Annotated in this window: 13 protein-coding genes and 1 pseudogene; 11 read left to right on the plus strand and 3 right to left on the minus strand. The window is 40.9% G+C overall.

Annotated elements, in window-relative coordinates; translation table 11 throughout:
• The 6 genes and pseudogenes from MTCD1_RS09020 (at nt 1) to prpF (ending at nt 8,180) form a co-directional block, all read left to right on the plus strand.
• On the plus strand, nt 1-534 hold the full coding sequence (locus MTCD1_RS09020; protein ID WP_057180844.1) for a DUF924 family protein: 534 nt from the start codon (nt 1-3) through the stop codon (nt 532-534).
• 401 nt (nt 535-935) lie between these two features.
• Nucleotides 936-1,640 carry a GntR family transcriptional regulator gene (locus MTCD1_RS09025; protein ID WP_057180845.1) on the plus strand — a complete coding sequence of 235 codons (705 nt, stop codon included), beginning with the start codon at nt 936-938 and terminating at the stop codon, nt 1,638-1,640.
• A gap of 1 nt (nt 1,641) precedes the next feature.
• Nucleotides 1,642-2,550, plus strand: coding sequence for a methylisocitrate lyase (gene prpB, locus MTCD1_RS09030; protein ID WP_057180846.1), 909 nt, complete (start codon nt 1,642-1,644; stop codon nt 2,548-2,550).
• Between the two features lie 113 nt (nt 2,551-2,663).
• Nucleotides 2,664-3,815, plus strand: a complete 1,152-nt coding sequence (prpC, locus tag MTCD1_RS09035) for a bifunctional 2-methylcitrate synthase/citrate synthase (RefSeq protein WP_057180847.1) — start codon at nt 2,664-2,666, stop codon at nt 3,813-3,815.
• Between the two features lie 191 nt (nt 3,816-4,006).
• Nucleotides 4,007-6,639, plus strand: a pseudogene (acnD, locus tag MTCD1_RS09040) (Fe/S-dependent 2-methylisocitrate dehydratase AcnD).
• 347 nt (nt 6,640-6,986) lie between these two features.
• Nucleotides 6,987-8,180: a 2-methylaconitate cis-trans isomerase PrpF gene (gene prpF, locus MTCD1_RS09045; protein ID WP_057180848.1), complete on the plus strand. Its 1,194-nt coding sequence runs from the start codon at nt 6,987-6,989 to the stop codon at nt 8,178-8,180.
• Nucleotides 8,181-8,279: 99 nt separating this feature from the next.
• Here the strand turns inward: prpF and MTCD1_RS09050 are convergent, their stop codons facing one another.
• From MTCD1_RS09050 to MTCD1_RS09060, 3 genes are all read right to left on the minus strand, one after another.
• Nucleotides 8,280-11,126 carry a TonB-dependent receptor gene (locus MTCD1_RS09050; RefSeq protein WP_082606488.1) on the minus strand — a complete coding sequence of 949 codons (2,847 nt, stop codon included), beginning with the start codon at nt 11,124-11,126 and terminating at the stop codon, nt 8,280-8,282.
• A gap of 243 nt (nt 11,127-11,369) precedes the next feature.
• Entirely contained in the window at nt 11,370-12,482 is a 1,113-nt protein-coding gene (locus tag MTCD1_RS09055; protein ID WP_057180849.1) for a FecR family protein, read from the minus strand.
• Nucleotides 12,475-13,083, minus strand: coding sequence for an RNA polymerase sigma factor (locus MTCD1_RS09060; RefSeq protein ID WP_057180850.1), 609 nt, complete (start codon nt 13,081-13,083; stop codon nt 12,475-12,477). Before MTCD1_RS09060 ends, MTCD1_RS09055 begins: the two co-directional genes overlap by 8 nt.
• 149 nt (nt 13,084-13,232) lie before the next feature.
• On the opposite strand from MTCD1_RS09060, the gene MTCD1_RS09065 reads away from it, so the two are divergent.
• The 5 genes from MTCD1_RS09065 (at nt 13,233) to proQ (ending at nt 16,542) form a co-directional block, all read left to right on the plus strand.
• Nucleotides 13,233-13,913, plus strand: coding sequence for a YccT family protein (locus tag MTCD1_RS09065; RefSeq protein ID WP_231733005.1), 681 nt, complete (start codon nt 13,233-13,235; stop codon nt 13,911-13,913).
• 59 nt (nt 13,914-13,972) lie between these two features.
• Nucleotides 13,973-14,812, plus strand: coding sequence for an SIMPL domain-containing protein (locus MTCD1_RS09070; RefSeq protein WP_057180851.1), 840 nt, complete (start codon nt 13,973-13,975; stop codon nt 14,810-14,812).
• 116 nt (nt 14,813-14,928) lie between these two features.
• Nucleotides 14,929-15,411, plus strand: coding sequence for a free L-methionine (R)-S-oxide reductase MsrC (locus tag MTCD1_RS09075; RefSeq protein ID WP_057180852.1), 483 nt, complete (start codon nt 14,929-14,931; stop codon nt 15,409-15,411).
• A gap of 83 nt (nt 15,412-15,494) precedes the next feature.
• Nucleotides 15,495-15,770 (plus strand): hypothetical protein, encoded by a 276-nt coding sequence (locus MTCD1_RS09080; RefSeq protein ID WP_231733006.1) that lies wholly within the window; start codon nt 15,495-15,497, stop codon nt 15,768-15,770.
• A 109-nt stretch (nt 15,771-15,879) separates the two neighbouring features.
• Nucleotides 15,880-16,542 carry an RNA chaperone ProQ gene (proQ, locus tag MTCD1_RS09085; RefSeq protein ID WP_057180854.1) on the plus strand — a complete coding sequence of 221 codons (663 nt, stop codon included), beginning with the start codon at nt 15,880-15,882 and terminating at the stop codon, nt 16,540-16,542.
• The last annotated feature ends 29 nt before the right edge of the window (nt 16,543-16,571 follow it).

Raw genomic sequence — 16,571 nt, forward strand, 5'->3', positions numbered from 1 at the left:
ATGACCTATCAAGCCGTGCTCGACTTTTGGTTTAAAGAAATAAAATCTGCCAGTTGGTGGCTGAAAGATACTGCTTTTGATAATACCATAACAGAAAAATTTATTAGTATTCATAATGCAGCAAAACAATGTGAGTTAGCACCATGGCGGGAAACAGCACATGGACGACTGGCTGAAATAATTATTCTCGATCAGTTTTCGCGTAATATGTACCGAGATACGGCACAAGCCTTTGCCTATGATGGCCTTGCCTTAGCGCTTGCCCAAGAAGCCATTACAGTAGGTGCCGATAAAGTCCTCAAGCCAATAGAGAAGAGCTTTTTATATATGCCATTTATGCACAGTGAATCGTTATCAATACATCGGGATGCGGTTGAACTCTATACAGCTAATGGCATCGCTAACAATGTTGAATTTGAATTAAAACATCAAGACATTATTAAGCGATTTGGCCGCTATCCACACCGTATCTTAAACCGACAATCGACGGCGGAAGAACTTAAATTTTTAAGCCAAGCCAATTCATCATTTTAAGTTTTGAGTCAGCTAATTAGTTACCACTGGCTGTCGAAAAGGAAGTCTTGTTGATAATCGATAATCGATAATCGATAACCAGAGCCTATACCCTATTGCTATCGGTAGGGCAGTGCTAGTCCAATAGCATTAAATAGTGAAATAAGCCCATTAAGGCATGAGTTTTATTTACTTGTTATCATTTTTTTCCTTAGCTCTAGCCCTCACTTTTAGCTCAGCTCTGCTCAGAAAAATTTACAGTTAAGCAATACCACTCTTAAGAATTGTCGACAATTATACTTAGGTCCACTTGATTAATCCGATATTTACGATATTATTGATTGATATTGTGATGTTTGTCGACAATAGTTGTGTTTCGACAATGTATGTTAACTATTATATCTAGGCTTAAAAGACAGACTATGTTCTTACAAAACCCAACAAAACAAGCGGCAGTGACCACAGCCGACAAGGTCTTTGAACAGCTGCAACATGCCATTGTTGAAGGTGATATGGCCGCCGGTAGCAAAATTAGTGAGCCTGAGCTTGCTAAGCACTATAAAATTAGTCGCTCAACTTTGCGTGAAGCATTAAATCGTCTGGAAAAATGTCACTTAATAGAGCGCAAGGCCAATATAGGCTCACGCGTAGTGGCTTGCACCATAGAGGGTTTACTCGAGTTATATATCACGCGAGAAGCGCTTGAAGGCATGGCGTGTCGACAAGCTGCGCTGAATATGACCGATGAAGAGATAGCGCATATGAAAAATATGCTCACTCAACATGCCGGCGATAAAGCCCTGCAAGACGGTGTGTCTTACTACCAAGAAGAAGGGGATGTTGATTTTCACTATAAAGTTATTCTGGGCAGTCATAATCAGCAGCTAATCAATCTTATTTGTGGCCAGTTATATCATTTAGTTCGTATGTATCGTTGTCAATTTGGTATGCATAGCCCAAGAGCAACCCGTGCATTTACCGAGCACTCAAATATAATTCAAGCAATCAGTGATAGAGATGGTGAGCTTGCCGAGTTATTAATGCGCCGCCATATTGCGGCTTCACGTAAAAATATTGAAAATAAAATTGCCCTGCAAAAAGCCGAGCAAGAATCACAGGAGACCTAAGATGTCAGAATGTCTATCAACAAAAACTGTTTCACCGGGTAAAAAATTTCGTCTTGCCCTAGAAAACAATAAACCTTTACAAGTCGTTGGTACCATAAACGCCTATTGCGCCATGATGGCTGAGCAACTTGGTCACCAGGCTATTTATTTATCGGGTGGCGGCGTTGCCAATGCGTCTTACGGTTTACCTGATCTAGGTATGACGTCATTGAATGATGTTATTGCAGATGTACAAAGAATTACCAGTGCTTCGAGCTTACCTCTATTGGTGGATATTGATACCGGCTGGGGTGGCGCATTTAATATTGCTAAAACGATTCGTGATATGGAAAAAGCCGGTGCTGCTGCTGTGCACATTGAAGATCAAGTTGCACAAAAACGCTGTGGCCACCGACCAAATAAAGAAATTGTCTCAACCCAAGAAATGGTTGACCGTATTAAAGCGGCTGTAGATGCTCGCATAGACAGTGATTTTTTTATCATGGCGAGAACTGACTCATTTGCTAAGGAAGGCTTAGAAGCTGCCATTGAACGTGCGAAAGCATATGTTGCTGCCGGTGCTGATGGTATTTTTGCTGAAGCGATAAAAACCGAAGCGCATTACCGTGCTTTTACTGAAGCCCTTGATGTACCTGTACTGGCTAATATCACTGAATTTGGTCAAACCGAGTTATGGAATAAAGAACAACTAGGCGAGTGGGGCTGTGCCATGGTGCTTTATCCACTTTCAGCCTTTCGTGCGATGAACAAAGCGGCAGAGTCTGTTTATAAAACCATACTAGCCGATGGCGATCAAAAAGCTGAAATTGATAACATGCAAACCCGTATGGATTTATATGACTACCTAGGTTATCACGACTACGAACAAAAGCTTGATGCGCTTTTTGCTCAAGAGAAAGCTCAGAAATAATTACTCGCACCTTACCAAGCTAAAAACTGACCCAAGAGTGCTTATAAGCTCCAATAATGTCAGCAGTGCGTACATAAAAAATTGCTAAAATATTATCAAATGAGGAAAGAATCATGACAGAGACAACTGAAGAGAAAAGTGTTGCGAAAAAACCGAACAGTGGCGCTGGCCTTCGTGGACAAAGTGCCGGTGAAACCGCCCTTTGTACCGTAGGAAAATCAGGCTCAGGCTTAACCTATTGTGGTTATGATATTGCAGATTTAGCCGAAAATTCAACCTTTGAAGAAGTTGCCTATTTATTATTCAACGGTGAATTACCAAACCAAACACAATTAACTGCATATCAAGCAGAGCTAAAATCGTTACGTGATTTACCCGAGGCATTAAAAGCGGTATTAAAACTTATCCCTAAAGATACTCACCCAATGGATGTTATGCGCACAGGTTGTTCTTTTTTAGGTAACTTAGAGCCAGAAGGTGACTTTAGCCAGCAAAATAACGCAGCAAATCGCTTATTAGCCGCTTTTCCAGCGATCATGTGTTACTGGTATAAATACAGCCATGATGGCGTAGAAATTGATTGTCAATCCTCTGAAACTTCCCTTGCCGGTCACTTTTTACGTTTATTAAAGGGTGAAAGTCCGTCCAAACAACATCAACGGGTTATGGATGTATCATTGATTTTATATGCTGAGCATGAATTTAACGCCTCAACATTTACTGCCCGGGTCTGTGCTTCTACCTTATCTGATATGTTTTCTTGTATCACTGCTGCGATAGGTACGTTACGTGGGCCACTTCATGGTGGTGCTAATGAAGCGGCTATGGATATGATTCTGAGCTTTACTTCACCGAGTGATGCTAAAGAGAAAATGGCCGGCATGTTAGCGCGAAAAGAGAAAATCATGGGCTTTGGTCATGCGATATACCGCACGAGTGACCCACGTAATGTCATTATTAAAGCCTGGTCTGAAAAGCTGGCTGAAGAAAACGGAGATACTTCACTTTATGATATTTCTGTCGCGTGTGAAGAATATATGTGGGATAGCAAGAAACTCTTCTGTAATGCTGATTTCTTCCATGCCTCAACCTATAATTACATGGGTATACCAACAAAATTATTTACCCCTATTTTTGTCTGTTCACGATTAACCGGTTGGGCAGCACACGTAATGGAACAGCGCTCAAACAACCGTATCATCAGACCCAGTGCTGATTACACTGGCAGTGAGCCACGTAAGGTTGTCGCTATCGAAAAGAGGTAGGAGAGACTTGAACTTTGCCACGACTTCATCGTCAGAAGACAATCACATATACTTATATGCTCATGTTTTCTTCCTTGAATTAGTGGCAAATTTCGTCGTCTGATTTTACTTTTAACGACTTATACAATGTTAGTTATAGAACCATCAACTATTTAACACTTGTTTATTAGAAATGTTTCCTGGATTGAATTATGAATTACCAATACCGCAAACCGTTGCCCGGTTATAAAAATAAGGGCGCGACCATAGATTTTTATGATACGCGTGCAGCTATCGAAGCCATTAAACCAGGCTCTTACGTTAAATTACCTTACACTTCACGCATACTTGCTGAGCAATTAGTGCGTAAATGTGATCCGGCGATACTTACCGATTCATTAAAGCAAATTATAGACGTTAAGCAAGACCTTGATTTTCCATGGTATCCGGCAAGAGTTGTTTGTCATGATATTTTAGGGCAAACCGCCTTAGTTGATTTGGCTGGTCTTCGTGACGCTATTGCCGAGCAAGGTGGCGATCCCTCAAAAGTAAACCCAGTGGTACCGACACAATTAATAGTCGATCACTCTTTAGCCGTTGAGGCTTCTGGCTCTGATCCACAAGCGTTGGCTAAAAACCGTGCCATTGAAGATCGCCGTAATGAACAGCGTTTTCATTTCATTGAATGGACTAAAACAGCCTTTAAAAACGTTGATGTTATTCCCGCTGGTAACGGTATTATGCATCAAATCAACTTAGAAAAAATGTCGCCAGTTATTCAAGCGCGTGACGGTATTGCTTTCCCTGATACTTGTGTTGGCACCGATTCTCATACACCACATATAGATTGTCTCGGGGTTCTTGCCATTGGTGTTGGTGGCCTAGAAGCTGAAACAGTTATGCTTGGTCAACCCTCTATGATGCGTTTACCCGACATTATTGGTGTTAAGTTAACGGGCAAGTGTCAGCCCGGTATTACGGCTACCGATATGGTCTTAGCCATCACAGAATTTTTACGTAATGAGAAAGTTGTCTCTGCTTACTTAGAGTTTTTCGGTGAAGGTACTAAACACTTAACTATAGGTGACCGGGCAACTATCTCAAACATGACGCCAGAGTACGGTGCCTCAGCAGGTATGTTCTACATTGATGAACAAACCATTGATTACTTGAAAATTACCGGTCGTGATCCAGAGCAAATCAAACTGGTTGAAATTTATGCTAAACACACCGGTCTTTGGGCTGATGACCTAAAAGAAGTACAGTACCCTCGTGTTATCGAATTTGATTTATCAACTGTCTGTCGTAACTTAGCCGGACCTTCAAATCCGCATCGTCGTTTAGCGACCGCTGATCTAGTGTCGAAAGACATTGCCAAAAATTTGGATGTTTGTAAAGCACAAGAAGCCAATGGTCAACTGCCGGATGGTGCGGTAATTATCGCTGCGATCACCTCATGTACCAATACCTCAAATCCACGTAACGTTGTTGCCGCGGGTCTGGTGGCTAAACGGGCTAATGAATTAGGTTTAGTCAGTAAACCTTGGGTAAAAACATCATTTGCGCCGGGCTCTAAAGTAGCGAAACTGTATTTAGAAGAAGCAGGTCTGCTCAGTGAAATGGAAAAATTAGGCTTTGGTATAGTAGGTTACGCCTGTACTACCTGTAATGGTATGAGTGGCGCGTTAGAGCCAAAAATTCAGCAAGAAATTATCGACCGTGATTTATACACTACCGCGGTATTATCAGGTAACCGTAACTTTGATGGTCGTATTCATCCGCATGCAAAACAAGCTTTCTTAGCATCACCGCCATTAGTTGTTGCTTATGCTATTGCCGGTACCATACGTTTTGATATTGAAAAAGACATTCTAGGTCAAGATCAACAGGGTAACGATATTACCTTGAAAGATATTTGGCCAGCGGATGAAGAAATTGATGCAATTGTTGCTTCATGTGTCAAGCCTGAGCAATTCAAGAAGGTTTATGAACCCATGTTTGATTTAGGTGCCTTTGAACCAGCTGAAAGCCCATTATATGATTGGGATGAAACCAGTACTTATATTCGTCGTCCTCCTTACTGGAATACCGAGGGGCCGGGTGCATTAGCAGGTGTTCGCACCATGAAAGGTATGGTGCCATTAGCGGTGCTTGGCGATAACATCACTACAGATCATTTATCACCCTCAAATGCTATTCAATTAGACAGTGCTGCGGGTGCCTACCTCGCTAAAATGGGTCTACCTGAAGCCGACTTTAACTCATACGCCACTCACAGGGGCGATCACTTAACGGCACAACGTGCCACCTTTGCCAACCCGAAACAATGTGTAGGGACGAAAACGGTAAAGTCAAGCAAGGCTCTCTCACTCGTATTGAGCCTGAAGGCACTGAATCACGCATGTGGGAAGCCATTGAAATCTACATGGAACGCAAACAGCCATTAATCATAATTGCCGGTGCTGACTACGGTCAAGGCTCTTCACGTGATTGGGCGGCAAAAGGTGTGCGTTTAGCCGGTGTTGAAGTTATCATTTCTGAAGGTTTCGAGCGTATTCACCGCACTAACCTAGTGGGTATGGGGATATTACCTTTAGAATTTACCAACGGTGATACTCGCCATAGCTATAACATTGACGGCAGCGAAACGTACGATGTTGAAGACAGTCATGTTAAAGGTATTTCACCAGGTGGGGCAATGACTGTCATTATGACGCGTCGAAATGGTGAAATAATTAACATCCCAGTGAAATGTCGTTTAGATACCGCTGACGAAGTTTCGGTATACGCCGCCGGTGGGGTATTACAAAAGTTTGCCAATGATTTCTTAGAGTCGAATTCATAATTGATTTTTAGCGTTTTAACTACGTTAGAAGTGCTCATTGACGTTCGTCAATTCCGCGCTTTAGCCTTGTTAAAACACTAAAACCCCTCTTATGAAAATCAACTCTGTATGATTTTCTTTAAGCAGTAATAAAAGTTGCAGCTTTTTATATTAAATTAATGGCTATGTTCTCTATAACTGAAGTCAAAAGCTCCGGTGGTAGATTTGTTTTAGTGTTGCGGATGCAAATAAGCAAGCTTCACAAGCATGGATGCTTGTGTCGAGCCTCATGGAAGAGTTCATGCGTCTTGCGTGTTTGCGCAGAAATACTAAAGCTAACAGAGCCAAAATTATTTCAGGAGTGAGCTATGTCATTAGTCACTAAAATACATGCGCCACAAATAAAAATCCCAGCAACCTACATGCGTGGTGGTACATCAAAAGGTGTATTTTTTAATTTAACCGACTTGCCTGAAGATTGTCAGGTAGCTGGCAGTGCTCGTGATGCCTTGTTATTACGCGTTATCGGTAGCCCTGATCCCTACGGTAAACAAACCGATGGTATGGGCGGCGCAACCTCAAGTACCAGTAAAACTGCTATTATTTCAATCAGTGAACAAGCAGATCACGATGTTGATTATCTATTTGGCCAGGTTGCTATTGATAAGCCCTTTGTTGATTGGTCAGGTAATTGCGGTAACTTAACCGCAGCGGTTGGCTCTTTTGCCATCAGCTCAGGATTGGTGGCAGCAAGCCGAATTCCCGATAATGGTGTTTGTACTGTACGTATTTGGCAGAAGAACATCCAAAAAACCATTATTGCCCATGTACCTATCAGCAATGGACAAGTGCAAGAAACCGGTGACTTTGAGCTCGATGGCGTGACGTTTCCTGCGGCAGAGGTGCCGGTTGAATTTATTGCACCGGTTGACCCTTCTGAAGCTATGTTTCCTACCGGTAACTTAGTTGATGAACTTGAAGTGCCGGGCATTGGTACTTTTCAAGCAACCATGATCACTGCTGGCATTCCGACCATATTCATAAATGCCGAGGCGTTAGGTTATACCGGTACAGAGCTGCAAGACGCGATTAACTCCGATGAAGAGGCACTAGCGCGTTTTGAAACTATTCGTGCCTATGGCGCGGTTAAAATGGGTTTGATTAGTGATATTGCTGATGCGAAAATACGTCAGCATACCCCTAAAATAGCCTTTGTTGCCCCCGCTCAAGATTATGTTACTTCAAGCGGTAAGAACATCGCAGCAGATGAGATTGATTTACAAGTACGGGCATTGTCTATGGGGAAATTACATCATGCCATGATGGGCACGGCTGCTGTCGCCATTGCCTCGGCGGCATCAATTCCAGGCACTTTAGTCGCTCTTGCTACCGGTAAAACTGATGTTAGTTCGGTAACTTTTGCTCATCCATCAGGTACCTTGACAGTAGGCGCTGAAGCAAGCCTAGATAATGATAAATGGACGGTGAGCAAGGTTGTTATGAGTCGTAGTGCCAGAGTATTAATGGAAGGTTGGGTAAGGGTGCCAGCGCTGTCTGATTAGCTTGCAGTTGCGGTATATTCATTCCAGACTTAAGCAAATAATAGCGCAGCTTTCGCTGCGCTTGTGCTATTTATAACAGCAATAAATAACTCGATAAGGCTAGAACTTAAATTCAGCGCCAGCATAGTAAAAGGCACCATTAAAACCAAACGGTGCCGAGCGACGTGAATAAGTAAAGACCCCAGGGCTACTAACAATAACGTTGCCATCAGCATCTACTATAGTGCCTGAACGTGAGTTACCTATGGTGTTTTTATCCGGGTAAACATCAAAGATGTTATTGCCACCAAGGTTAAATGATAGCTGTTCAGTTACTTGGTAATTAATACGAAAATCTGTTAATACTTCCGCGCCGTAGGTTTGTGTGCCACCATCAGTGATAGTATATTCACCATAGCGGTTAAAGGCTAAATTGATACTAATATCGCCGATAGTATAGAAACCGTTTAAGCTGATCCTATCTTGTGGCTGCCATTCTTCGATAATAGAGACCGCTTGTTTTGAAAAAACGTCACTAGGCTCGATACTGCCCAAAGCACTGTCTGCGGGTGTATAAATATTTACCACATCGGTTTCAGTAAAGTTAGCCGCTGCGGTTAGGCTAAAATCACCGCCCATTAACTCAGTGTTCCAGGTGGCAATGATATCTATGCCTCTGGTTTCAGTATCGGCTCCATTAAGGAAAAACTGACCTGCACCAGCGCCTGAGGCAATGAGCGCTGCATCTAAAGCCGGTGACAAACCTTGCCCTAATGAGTTACTCAACACGATACGATCATCTATATCGATTGAATACCAATCAATGGTTAGGTTTATTTCGTCAGTAATGTGGATTATCGTACCTAAACTGAAGTTGGTGGCTTCCTCTTCTTTTAATTCAGGAATACCAATGGCTTTGGCTAGGTTTGAGTCATTACGAAAAGTGCCCACTTGCACAGCAATTTGATCGCCGTTAGGGTTGTTCGGATCGGTTTGAAATTGCGTACTGATGTTATCGGTATACAATTGCTGCATTGACGGAGCACGGAAACCGGTACTTATAGCACCACGTAGAGCTATCCACTCAGTAACGGACCAATTAGCGGCAAGTTTGAAGTTAGTACTGTCACCAAAACCTTGGTAATCATCATAACGTACCGCGCCGCTAATAATTAAATCATCAATAATTTCAGTTTCTGCATCAAGATAAAAAGAGATAACATCACGGCTTTCATCTACTTCTTGCATAGGAGCAGTGCCGCCAAACCCTTGGGTACCGGCAGAGCGGTCATCGGGATATTTGCTACTGCCGTCCTCATTGGTATCATAGTCACGATAGGAGTATTCATCGCCCGCAGTGACTTTAAATTCATCGGTTCTAATTTCGGTGCCCATGGCAAATGAAAACAAATCAAAGTCTTGGGTATAATCAAGGTTTAAGGTTTGCAGTGATAACTCAAGGCCATAAGCCGATGCTTGGCGTGGAATAGCGGCGCGAATTTCATCTGCGGTTAAACTTGAGGTATAGCGTAGCGCATTAGCAAAAGAAGAGTTAATGGTATCGCTGGTCACATAATCAATATTATTTTTCCCATAGGTATAAGAAAAATCTAAAGTTGAGCCATCGGAGAATTCTGTTTGATAACCTAAGTTATAAGAAATATCTTTAATATCGGTATTAATTTTCGGTAAAAAACCCGCCAAAATGGTAGCCTCACCATCTTGTAGCTGTGCATTACCACCGGCATTATTGTTGTGACGGAAAAATGCGGCTGATTCATTCTCGCGCTTTGAATAAGTCAAGAAACCGTACAGTTCACCATCACCTAGGTCATAGCCGGTATTAATGATTAACGCAAATTGACTTGAATCGGCATCGCCAATTCTAAAGGTTGAACGGGTCGCTGTTGCCTCGCGTGGGTCGCCTAATAATAAGTCACCGTTAGCTAAGTCGGTACACCCTGAAAATTGACATGAGCCATGTAAGCCAGAGCGATCAGTAAAACCACGGTTTCTAAAGTTTAGGGTGGTATTTAAAAAGCCCTTATCACCTAAGCTAAACCCCTTGGAAATATCGACATTGGTGGTTTCACCATCACCTTCTGAATATTCGCCATAAGATAGTGCGACTTTACCGCCTTCACTGGCATCATTAAGGACGATGTTAATAACACCAGCAATAGCATCAGAGCCATATTGTGCCGCGGCGCCATCACGTAATACCTCAATGCGTTTGATTGAAGCCGCAGGAATAGCGTTCATATCCGTACCCGCAGTGCCTCGACCCACAGAGGTATTGAGATGAATTAAACTGGCTTGATGGCGGCGACGACCATTGATGAGTACCAAGGTTTGATCTGGGCCTAGACCCCTTAATGTTGCGGGACGTAAGGCATCGGTACCATCACTGATCGATGAACTCGAGAAGTTAAATGATGGTGCTATGGCTTGTAACATACGACCGACTTCTGTTTGACCGGTATTGGCCAAGGCTTCTGCCGTTAAAATATCAACGGGTACGGGTAAGTCTTCGACCGAGCGACCGGCCACACGGCTACCGACAATGGCTATTTTTTCTATTTCCTCTTCTTGTACTTGTACAGTTTGTTGAGCTAATACTGTTTGACTAGCGGCACCAAGTAAAATGGGGACTAGCGCGGCGTGTAAGCTTTTATTTTTCATTGTTATATATCTCTTATTATGTGAATCAACTTGAATGCTCAGTTGACCAGAGTTATTAACAACAGCGACTAGACCAGAGCCATGTAATAATTTTTTTAGGCCGAAGGTAATAGGATAATAACCTTTTAATGAATTTGCTTGATGTTGCTTGGTCAAATCAAAAGAAAATATAATGGTTTGATTGACCTTTTGGGCAAATGCAATTAAGGCTTTATCAGCTCGTTGTTTATTAATATCAAAGCGAATAAAATCCTCAGCATTGACATGGCTTGTTGTTAATAACATTACCACTAGGGTGAAATTCACTAACAAGGCATGTCTGAGCGAGGTTTGATTCAGACGAAATTGCTTTCGCCAACTGCGCAATAGTAATAAACAGCTAAGCAGGGGGAAATCCTCTAATTTATTTTATTATTTTTAATATTAGTTTTATCTTGTTGCATGTTTGGCTAAATAGCCAGCGATATATAGCGGCTATTTAACTGATAAACAGAGAATAAATAGCAAGTTTTTAAGAAATAGCGATGGTTAGTTAGCCGCAGTGAGTAAAATGGTACCATCGGGTTTTTTACTAAAATTAATACCGAAATTACTCTGTAAGGATGATAGTAGACCGTCAATATCATCGGCTTTAAAATAGCCCGCGACTTTTATCTCAGCTAGCTCGCTATCAACAATTTCAAAACTACTGGTGGTATAACGGCTAATTTCAGCCAGTGCCATGGACAAAGGCTCCCCTTCGAAAATTAGCATGCCCTGTTGCCAGGCCAAATCACGGTGAATTTGATCTAAAGAGACTTTCTCTATGGGGGTTGTGCTAGTTGACGTTGCATGCTCGGCTATTAGCGCTTTTTCACCGGAAACAACTAACGTTGCCGCTAGTTGGTCGGGAGCAAAGCTAGTGTTAGCCTGTTTTAAGCTTTCTTTAAGGTCATTTACCGATGTTGTTGCTTGGGTGATTAAGACTTTACCTTCGGTGACCACTAATTCCATCGCCTGGTTATTATGCCATTGGACATTAAAAACGGTACCCAGTGCGGTGAATGATGTTGCCCCAACAATTACCGTGAAAGGCCGATTATTATCTTTAGTAACATCAAAGCGAGCTTCGCCTTTTACTAAAGTAACAAGGCGTTGTTCGGCGTTGTAGGAAACTTCTATATGGCTGTTGGTATTGAGTTGGATCAGTGAGCCATCTTGTAAAGTAAAACTTTTTTGTTCACCTATTTTAGTTTTTAAGGTCTGAATTTGGCTTAAACTTTGCTCATTCAATGAGGGCAAGAAGGGTAAGAAAGATTCATTAACTAGGGTATTGATACTTATTAGAGAGACCAGAGCAAAACTGGCTACTAGGGCAATAGTTGCCAAAGTATGGCGTTTACCGGCTACTTTTGCCTGGGCTAACGGAAATAAAGCGCTTAATTCATGTAAAACACTTAAATCATCCCAAAAAGAAGCCATTTCAAGCAGAGTACTATGATGCTGAGAATTTTGATTACACCAAACAACAAGTTGTTGCTGTTCAACCGCAGTTAAACCACGGTCCATACGACTTATCCAAAGACAAGCAAGTTCTTGGATATTATTATCATTATTTTTCTTTTTGCACTCTTGACTAAAGAGTTGGCTGACATTACCCATTCATTTTTCTCGATTTACCGACGGAGGTTTTTACTAGAGCGCTTGGTGTTGGTTGTGCTACTTTTTTATCCTTAGCACTGAGACTATGACCATGAGGATGGTTCATTCGTTCCATAAACCGGGCACTTTTTAGTAGCCCCTGTGCTATGTGCTTTTCTACTGTGCTTTCACTTAACTTTAAGTAACTGGCAATTTCTTTTTGGCTTAAGCCATAAACCTTCTTTAGTATAAAACATTTACGCACTGAACCTGACAGTTGCTCGGTTGCTCGACAAAAAAATAAAAACTGCTCTTTACTTTCATAATCGTCTTCAACTTTAGTGCTAGTTAATTGAACAGGTGGATCTACAAAATCATCTAACGAGTCTTTATATTTATTATCCCACTTAGCCACATGATTTAAGGCCAGATTTTTTGCGGTTTTTAGCATATAGCTGCGCACATATTTAATTTCTTGCTTTAAATCAGCTTCATAGGTTTTAACAAAGGTTTCTTGAACGATATCATCAATATCGTCAGGCTTGACGATATGACTAATTAAGAAGCTGATATGTTTGCTGGTACTAATAAATAGTTTTGCTAAGGTCGAGTTACTTGCCATCCATGTTTGCTCGTTACATATTAACTTAATTCGATAATAACCATGAGATTGAGTTAATGTCGAACTTAATCACATCTTTTTACTTTAATTTATTTGCTAGGCAGTTTATAAAGAGTCATTACTTATTATCACTAACAAGGGAGGCAAGCTTGTTTCACATCACCCGCCGTACAGCTTTTTTCAACAATACACCGGTAAACTATCTTTGTGCCAGTGTCTTGTTCTCCAGTTTGTTTACCTTTCATGTCAGTGCAACTAAGCTAACCGTCGCTGATAATCTACTAGTACGAGATATTGATGATAAAGCCGTTGAGCATGGTTTCTTTTCAAGTAAACAAACCATGCAATTATCGCAAGGAAAACATGTATTAGTGGTTAAATATAAAGATGTTTTTGAAGATCTGGACTTTGCTGAAGAAAGGCTAGTGCAGTCGGATTACTTCGTTGTTAAATTTACCGTTGATAAACAGCTAACACTAGTGTTATCGACTAACAATATTGCTGATTTAGCCGCAGCCGAACGTTTTGTTAAAACACCAGAACTCATCTTAGTAGATGAAGATAAAGAAGAAGTTGTGTTAGCGCTAGAAAAGTTAACTGACTATGAGTTGACTAAAAAGGTCAATCAAGTGATTACTACTTTGTCATTGCCCGTTGTTAGCACGCAGGGTGGTAACACCGCAATTAAGCTTGATACAATTGAGTACGATTTCAACAAAAAAGTGCTTAATCAAGTCGACGCTGTGCCCATGCTTAAATACTGGTGGCAAAAGGCAAGTCGTGACGAAAAAGAACAGTTTATTGATTTTATCGATGAAACTAAGCCATGAGAGCAGCGCGCTGCTCAGTAATAAGTGTCTACTTTAACCGCTTAATTTAAGGAACAAACATGCAGGTGTTATCTTTTATTCATTCTTGGATTCAAATAAAAAGTGCTTTTGTCGCACTTAAACGATTGCCGTCTTATTTTGCCTTCGTAGTGTGTATATTGCTGCCCAGTCAGTCTTATGCTTTTGAGCAGGCAGGCATAGAGGTATCAGGTCAGGGCAGTGTTGTAGTTATCCCGGATCAATTCTCAATAACCTTAACCATTACCGAACGGGGTCGCCTGCCTAGTAAATTAAAGGCTTTAGTGGATAAAAAAAGTAATTTAGTGGTTAATGCCGCGAAAAACCTAGCAGTTAAAGAGACAAATATTTCTTCTGCCCGCGTTAATTTACGTATTGTGGTAGAAAAGCCCTCAATTCAAGTGCAAGGCATTGAATTGCATAGAGCGCGGCAAGCTAATGTTTATATCGATGGTCAAACTGTGAATCAGCAGACTAACAAGGGTAATCTTCATAAACAGCCATTATTTGAATTAAGCCGACAAATTACGGTGAAATTCAATGAACTAGCGGATTATGATAGCTTTTTAACACAAATTATTAAAATAAAGGTAAGTCATATATCATCGCTGTCTATGACAGTAGCGGGACAAGATGAATTTTATCAACAGGCTTTATTAAAAGCCATTAGCCATGCACAACAAAAAGCACAGCGTATGGTCAAACAAGCAGGGCGGAGTTTAGGGCAAATATTACTGCTTAAAGAGCTGGCAAGTAACCATTATCGACCTATGTACGCTGAAGCAATGATGAGTGATGCAAGCCCTAGAGCACATACATCATTAATTGGTAGCCAAACAATTACGGCTCGTGTTTTGGTTAAATTTAGCCTTGAAGATTAGAAAAACAGTGATTAACTGATAATAGTTGGCTAATTATTCGATAAAAGCTTTAATTACCGCGTGTTTTTAGGTATGTTAGCGCTTTTTATTATAGCTTTCTTTAATGGTACGTTTTAATGAGTAACCAAGCTGAGTTTTATCAAGAGTTATTAGGGCAAACTAAAGCGCTAATAAGTAATGAATCTGATATTATTGCTAATATGGCCAATGTCAGTGCCTTACTCTTTGAACGTTTAGCTGAAGTGAATTGGGTTGGCTTTTATCGCCTTGTTGGTGATGAACTTGTGCTGGGTCCTTTTCAAGGTAAGGTTGCTTGTCTTCGAATTCCACTAGGGCAAGGCGTTTGTGGTACCTGTGCATTAACGGGTGAAGTGCAGCGTATTGCTGATGTACATCAATTTGATGGCCATATTGCCTGTGATGCAAGTAGTAATGCGGAACTGGTTGTGCCGGTGAAAGTAGCGGGTAAGGTGGTTGCTATTTTAGATATTGATAGCACAGCATTAGCACGCTTTGATCAGCAAGATGAACAAGGTATTATGTCAATAGTCAAAATATTTGAGCAGAATATAACGGCTCAAAATGATACTAAAAGGTAATTTTATTAAAAGTAACATCAAAATAATATTGAAAATCATACCGACAGTAAAAACATAAAAGTGAAGTTTTAATGAAAGAATTTGTGGTCATTCATGACTATCTAGTTACCCAAGAACTTGTTGGCGACTGGGATGGTCAAGCAGAAGAAGTTACTGAGAATATGAATGAGTTTTATCATACTATGTATGATTTAGCTGACGAAGATATCGAAACGGAACTTTTAGAACAGTTATTGGATCTGATTTGGGATACTTGGATATGCCAAGACGTGATTGTTGATATCGAAACTGAAGATATATATGATTGGTGTAAGCATGTGATTGATAATCCAGAGCAACATCTTAAATCTGAAGAATAAAGAAAGATAAACATGGCGCTATTTTCTTGTTAAAGTGCTCTTATCAGAGTGATTCTAGTCGATAATTTAGTTAGCTTAATTTAATTTAAATTGTAAAAAAAGTGTATTTATGGAAACTGAAATTAAACGTACAAGTACAAAAGATATTATTGCCTATTTAGCCGAAAAATTTCCCGAGTGTTTTTCGATTAAAGGCCCGGTTAAGCCGCTTAAGATTGGTATATTCCAAGACCTAGCAGCAAAGCTTAACGATGATGAAACTGTTAGTAAAACACGTTTACGTCAAGCACTTAGACATTATACCAGTAGTTGGCGTTACCTTAAAACCATCAAGCTTGGTACTTCTCGTGTTGATGTTGACGGTAATGACGTCGCTGAAATAGATGCTGAGCAAGCAGCTTATGCCAGCAAAACGCTAAAAGAAAGCCAAGAAAAGTTTGGTAACAAAAAAGCGACAGACAGCGAGGGTAAAAAGTCATATAAAGGTAAGCAAGGCTCTACAGATGCCGCGAGTGCTAAGTCAGCGGATAAAAAATCTGATGCAGCTAAGTTTAAATCGGTGAAGTCTGCCAGTAAAACAGCGGTTAAAAAAGCCGTTGCGCCACTTAAACCGGTTGAATCAGCTACAATCAAAGTAGGTAGTAGCATTAGAGTGCAGTTAGGTAATTCACCAATGAAAGCCACTATCACTGAAATTTCTGGTAAAGATGTTAGTGTGCAACTCGACTCTGGTATGATTATTAAGACTCAGCTAAAAAATATCTACATATAGCAGTAAAAATGTCGTCACTGCTAACGTGG

Origin of the sequence: Colwellia marinimaniae (assembly GCF_002207865.1) — a bacterium.
Lineage (GTDB): Bacteria > Pseudomonadota > Gammaproteobacteria > Enterobacterales > Alteromonadaceae > Colwellia > Colwellia marinimaniae.

Bases quoted from the DNA above. Each gene is read 5' to 3' on its own strand.
- MTCD1_RS09020 (WP_057180844.1), top strand. From the start codon at position 1: ATGACCTATCAAGCCGTGCTCGACTTTTGGTTTAAAGAAATAAAATCT.
- MTCD1_RS09025 (WP_057180845.1), top strand. From the start codon at position 936: ATGTTCTTACAAAACCCAACAAAACAAGCGGCAGTGACCACAGCCGAC.
- prpB (WP_057180846.1), top strand. From the start codon at position 1,642: ATGTCAGAATGTCTATCAACAAAAACTGTTTCACCGGGTAAAAAATTT.
- prpC (WP_057180847.1), top strand. From the start codon at position 2,664: ATGACAGAGACAACTGAAGAGAAAAGTGTTGCGAAAAAACCGAACAGT.
- prpF (WP_057180848.1), top strand. From the start codon at position 6,987: ATGTCATTAGTCACTAAAATACATGCGCCACAAATAAAAATCCCAGCA.
- MTCD1_RS09050 (WP_082606488.1), bottom strand. From the start codon at position 11,126: ATGTTATTAACAACAAGCCATGTCAATGCTGAGGATTTTATTCGCTTT.
- MTCD1_RS09055 (WP_057180849.1), bottom strand. From the start codon at position 12,482: ATGGGTAATGTCAGCCAACTCTTTAGTCAAGAGTGCAAAAAGAAAAAT.
- MTCD1_RS09060 (WP_057180850.1), bottom strand. From the start codon at position 13,083: ATGGCAAGTAACTCGACCTTAGCAAAACTATTTATTAGTACCAGCAAA.
- MTCD1_RS09070 (WP_057180851.1), top strand. From the start codon at position 13,973: ATGCAGGTGTTATCTTTTATTCATTCTTGGATTCAAATAAAAAGTGCT.
- MTCD1_RS09075 (WP_057180852.1), top strand. From the start codon at position 14,929: ATGAGTAACCAAGCTGAGTTTTATCAAGAGTTATTAGGGCAAACTAAA.
- proQ (WP_057180854.1), top strand. From the start codon at position 15,880: ATGGAAACTGAAATTAAACGTACAAGTACAAAAGATATTATTGCCTAT.